The sequence below is a fragment of the Acinetobacter sp. Colony158 genome (genome assembly GCF_019264745.1).
GTDB classification, from domain to species: domain Bacteria; phylum Pseudomonadota; class Gammaproteobacteria; order Pseudomonadales; family Moraxellaceae; genus Acinetobacter; species Acinetobacter ursingii.
Window position 1 is genome coordinate 3,459,126 of record NZ_CP078523.1, and the last position, 5,551, is coordinate 3,464,676.

At 36.7% G+C, this 5,551-nt stretch carries 4 protein-coding genes; all 4 read right to left on the reverse strand.

Annotated elements, in window-relative coordinates; translation table 11 throughout:
- Positions 1–166, reverse strand: a 166-nt coding sequence (locus JR005_RS15080; RefSeq protein ID WP_228731810.1) for a type I-F CRISPR-associated protein Cas7f/Csy3, incomplete at its 3' end; no start/stop codon positions are given.
- Between the two features lie 23 nt (positions 167–189).
- Entirely contained in the window at positions 190–1,074 is an 885-nt protein-coding gene (gene csy2 / locus JR005_RS14095) for a type I-F CRISPR-associated protein Csy2 (RefSeq protein ID WP_218665326.1), read from the reverse strand.
- Positions 1,074–2,324 (reverse strand): type I-F CRISPR-associated protein Csy1, encoded by a 1,251-nt coding sequence (gene csy1 / locus JR005_RS14100; protein WP_218665327.1) that lies wholly within the window; start codon positions 2,322–2,324, stop codon positions 1,074–1,076. The genes csy2 and csy1 overlap by 1 nt, the downstream gene beginning before the upstream one ends.
- A gap of 23 nt (positions 2,325–2,347) precedes the next feature.
- Positions 2,348–5,551 (reverse strand): type I-F CRISPR-associated helicase Cas3f (gene cas3f, locus JR005_RS14105; protein WP_218665328.1); only part of this gene is annotated, 3,204 nt, incomplete at its 5' end.

The window sequence follows — 5,551 nt, forward strand, 5'->3', positions numbered from 1 at the left end:
TTTTTAAACGGTTTGAAATCGTACCACGCACAGATTTTTCAATCAGTTTTAAAGCGCTTTGTTCATTTCGTTTATCCCAATTTGTTCCATATAAATAACCGTCAGACGGAACCAATTTTTTTTCAAACGCAAGTACACTTGCAACTACTTTGTCATTTTTAGCCATGATTTTTCCTTTTAAAGATTAAATTAATTTGTTGTTAAGTTTTGGCAAAGATAAAGATTATTTTCTAAATCAACATGATATTGCCATAGTAGTTGATCCATACTTTCAATACGATAAGGCATAACAAATTCCCCAAGCGTCAAAACAGCCTCCGCAAAACGGTGTGGTGTATCGGCATCACGTTGATTTTTAGCAATACCTAATTCAGAAATTCCCTGAAAACCTACCGCAATGGGTACAAGCCACCCCTTTTCTTTACGGCTACTTGACCACGTGATTTTTCCATTCTCATCAATTTGTGAACTATGTGTGACTTTTAAATGGTCTAAAACAGCATCTAGAGCATCCTGCCCTTCTTGCATACTTTGAATGACTAAATCACGACGCTCGATCAACACATGACCGAGCATAAGTTTATTTAAAATTGGCTTGAGTTCTTGATCTTTTTGACCATCTTCATCAACAGTCAAAAGCTCACAAGCTTTTACTGCAAGTAAATCACCGCTCGCAAATTTCATACTACAAATACAGTTTTGTATGTCGTTTAGTAAGGTTTCTTTTTCATCTGGATCAATATTTTGACATTCAATTAACAGCGAAACCTCTAAATGACAACGTGCTTCTTCAATAAATGCAGGTCGGCTACCATCCTTATCTAGTGGATTTGCTGTACCAATAATGGAATAAACAAAATCACTTTGTCCTTTATGTGTTTGCAAGTTAAAGTCATGACAACTCACAGCAAGTCGCGTCAATTCAATATCATGCCCCTTGGCATTTAATTTACGCTGTAAGGCATGCATTGCTCCTAGCCATGCCGTTATCGCAGGAAATCCAATGCTATACGGACTACTCATGGCATTCGCATTATGAATTTTTAAATGTGGAATTAAAATAAAGCGGCGCATTAAAAAAACTCCTTGATCTGTTGTAACGATTTCTCAACACGCTGTTTTACATCTAATAACTCACCAGTTCCCAATATATAAGCATCTCTAATCACTTTTTCATAGCTACGAATAATCCACCGTGCAATTTCTCGACTCAACTCATCTCGCCATTCTGCATTTTCTTCACGTTCTTCTTTATAAATTTGATCCAACCAAATGCGTTGTAATTTGGGCAATCCAACATAATAGTCCTGATTTGACCATCCACTTTCGGCGTATTCTCGTGTTTTTAGAGCCTGTAAAAGAACTTGATCGATGACAAATTGAATAATATTTCGAATCGCTGTACGAATATCAATATTATTCAGATCTAATTGCATAAATTTATGCAATTGAATAAAACTCTCCTGATAATTTCTTCGATATAAACACTGTGCAAAAAAATCTGTTTTAGGCAAACGAATCTCTCTTTTTTTAATTACAGGCGGACAGCTTGAAAGTAAATAAGCTCGCCCTGCATTTTGACTATTTAAAACACTCACATTTTGTGGTTGAGTTCCGCCATAGGCAGTCACTGTTAAGTCATAAATATCAGCATAACCAATCTCATTTAACTCATTCTTCTTACGATTTTCTTTAGCTTGTTTGGTTTCTTCCGAAAAACGAATTTGATCAATGGTTTGTTTTAACTTTGTGATTAAACCTGATGGCGTTAATAACGACAATAAATGATATTCGCCCTCTTCTATTGGAAAATACACCTGTTTCACCAAATGATCTGTTTTCACAGAAGAATCTGTTGTTTTTATTTTTAAAAACTCAAAACTTAACTGTTCAAAATCAAGCTTATTTTGAACTAAAAGTTTTTTTAAATCTTCATTTTGCTGCTCAAATCCATCTAACACTGTTGATTGATCAGTCAAAGGTAAAGATAAAAATTTAAAAACATCCATTGCAGCCGCATTACCAAAAACATCCAAACTATAATCAACATTACCACTACGCAGATAACCATCACTCTTCTTATTCGATGTAGCAATCACACTTGATGTTTTGGCACTTGGATGGCTGAATTTACTTGGATGACTCACCATTGAAAGCTGAGAAACGCGCTTTGCCGCATCAGGCAACCATTCATTTAAGCTAAATTTATCATCTGCCTGTTGATTTAATTCTGAAATTACAGTTTCTGTTTCTGCCTTTTTTAAACGATCTTTTAACCACAATTCTTTACGCTCGTTTAAAAAAGTATGAATACTCTCAGTCATACTTTCCCCCTATGTTGTTATTACTATAAAATGGTTAGTCCAAATTGTTCTGAATAATTTAATTGTTTATCTTCATCATATTTGGGCAACATAACTTCCCCATAACGCCTTGATAATTTTTCAATCTTTGCATTAATATCCTCATTTTCATTTAATTTATCAAGTGCCATACCACTTAAAATGTCGTAATAATCACGATTTAACCATAATCGCTGTTGCTCAATGACATTTAATTCATACGGCTTAATCTTGTAGAGACCACTACGATCAATATACTCACCAAAATCATCTCGTTCACAAAATGCAAGCTTGCCATTTTTCAACACAGCAAAAAGTTGAATGTTGGCGGTACTCTGTCGAAATGGCGTAAATTGCTGCGGCAATGCGGTTAAAAACCATTTTTGCGTCAACCATGCATTCAAGGGTTTAGCACCTTGTTTTTGATATGATGTAAGCGCATCAATCATGACCGCATGCTCAAGATCTGCCAATTTTTTAATTGCCTGCAAAGGCTCATTGGCTCGAATTCTTGGAATGGCATTAACTTGTACTAGATTTTCAATATCAATCAGTTTAGATAAATCTTTTGTCTCCAAAATAAAATTCGCTTTAGCAGAATCAACCTCAAACCCTGGTTTTTCAAAAGCAACTTTCGCCCCTCGCAGACCTTTCAAATTATATTGCATCAATGCAATATTCGGCTGCTGTATATCTCGCTCTAATTTTCGATGCCGTAAAACACGTCCTGCTAACTGAATAATCGAACGATAAGATGATGGCTCGATAATCGCCCAATCAAAATCATGATCTCGTCCGACTTCTTCAACTGGCGTTGCAACGAGAATAAAAATTACATCATCGCAATCTGTGGTATCTAAATGCTGACGAATAACCCCATCATTGCCTGTTTCTAAAAATGCCTTAGGCTGTTCACCCTGTTTTTCTTTACGTTTTAGCGTTTCATCTAAATGCTGCTCTTGTTTACTACGCAATAACAGTACTTGCCGACTATGGTAGGCCATCATTCGTGGCGCAACATTTTCAGACCATTCGGCATTCAGTAAATATCGGGTGAGTGCAACACAAGGCGAAATATTGGCAACACGTATCACGCCAAAAGAAACTTTTTTCCCACTTTTGGCATCAATACTATGATGTGCTTGATGCAGCTTTTCAGCTTCAATTTTGATTCGTTCGAAATATTGCTGTTGAATACTTTCTTCTAAACGGGGCTGTTCTTTTTCAGCCACCAAATCCTTACAATCAACAATATAAGCTTTGTGCTTAATGATTTGCTGATTTAAGGCATCTGCACGGATTTTCACAAATTGAGCATGCGCCGTTTGATAGTTTTGAATACTATTTTTTGGCTCAAGTAACTCAATCGATTGAATTTGCGTTTTAAACTCATCGACCCACATACACTGCACATCTGTTTTTTTTATTTTTTTAAATGCACAATACAACTGCCACCCTTGCTGGTACGCATTGAAAAACCCTTCTGCTAAAGCTGGTGGAATGGTTGCCGATGAAATCATGACTTTACGTCCAAGCATCCCTGCCAAGTGTACCAGTCGCGCAATCGCAATTAAATCTTGCCCGTTAAAATCATCCACTTCATCAATCACTAAATCGGATGATGATAATCGCAAACTCGGTAAAATGTATTTTCCACCTCGTTTGGTTTCAGTTGCCGAGATAATGTGATCAATGGTACAGACTAAAACAGGTTTATATAAAAAAGCTTTGTTGCGCTCGGCTTGATGTTGAGGGAATAGTGCATCCATAAAATCAGCTTGAGGCATATTGTCATAAATCAGTTCATTGCCTAATAATTCTTCTAAAGACTCCGAACCTAATTCCTCAATATCCGCCTCTTCAGATTCATGACTCGATTTATTTTTTTGTTGATGTAATTCCTGCACTGCTTTTGAGCCAATTACAATTGCCAACTCATCTTTAACTAAACCAATATCATGTTGATAAGAATCACCCGTTTGCAAAGTTAAAGTTCTTAACCCTAGTGCCAAAATATAACGTAATGATTGCGCATCTTTCGAAAGAGCCTGCATAATTTTGGCATTGGCAATGGTTTTGCCTTTACCTGTACTGGCCATATTGACAATAAACCAGCCTTTATCGGCTGCAATTTCATTTTTCTGGATAAATTGCTGAATGCCTTTAACCGCTTGATCTTGCCATTCAAAACCTTCTGGGCTTTTCTTTTTTAGCTTTTTCAAGTCATAAGCTGGTTCCATCTCGTCAGCCAAACGACTCAAAGACTGCGCGACTCGCATGGCATTATCACTGACACGCACCAAATGCTCATCAAGCTTTTGTTTGCCCTCTTTCGTTTTTGGATCGGTATTCGCTATGAGCGATAAACTGGTTTTCCAATTTAAATCAGCATTACAAGATGAATAATAATGATCGCCTAACATTAAGCAGAGTCGAGCATGGTGTAAAACGACTCGCCAACTGCCATCTTTAAAAATTTGCTCTAATGAGCTTAATTCTTGAACTAAACGACCTGACCATTTTTTTAACTGTGTTGTCCATTCAACCGATTGGCTTAATAGTCCTTGTTCAAACTCGAAACATAGCTTTAAACGTTGCTTGTACTCCGTTTCATCCTGTTTATTTTGATATCCCCAATTTGATTTAATACTTTTGAATAAACTGTCGAACGTGTCTTTTTTTATATCCGCATATTCTCTACGAGATTTTTCATCTAAAGTAGGCAACCGATGATGCGACACGATCAACCATGCCACCAATTGCGCTAATGGTGGAAGCTGATCAAGCACTTTTGATTGATCAGAATTTTGCAAAATCGTATTTTTGAGTGTTTGTTCATCCCAACTGTGTTGCATGAGTAAATTTAACCATGCTTCATCAGACTGATTATTTCCTGACGATTGCACCAAAGCATTAAGTAATAAACAAGAAATCCACTCATGTCGCAAGGGATCTCCTTTTTTTGCATTTTTACTTTTGCGCTGTAATTTTTCTTGAAATAGAACAGTAGCTTTACCCCAATCATGCAATAAAGCAGATACCGCCACCAATGCTTTGATTAAGGGCAAATAATGCCAATCGTTTTCCCATTTATTTTGATCTAATTTTTTCTGTGTGGTATTCACAGGAACAATACCTTCACTATTAAACTTGTTCCGATTTCCAATAATCCACATTAATTCACTTCGACGCCGCCCGCGTATCCAGTG

Coding starts and splice junctions, on each gene's coding strand:
- csy1 (WP_218665327.1), bottom strand. CDS start 2,324: ATGACTGAGAGTATTCATACTTTTTTAAACGAGCGTAAAGAATTGTGG.
- csy2 (WP_218665326.1), bottom strand. CDS start 1,074: ATGCGCCGCTTTATTTTAATTCCACATTTAAAAATTCATAATGCGAAT.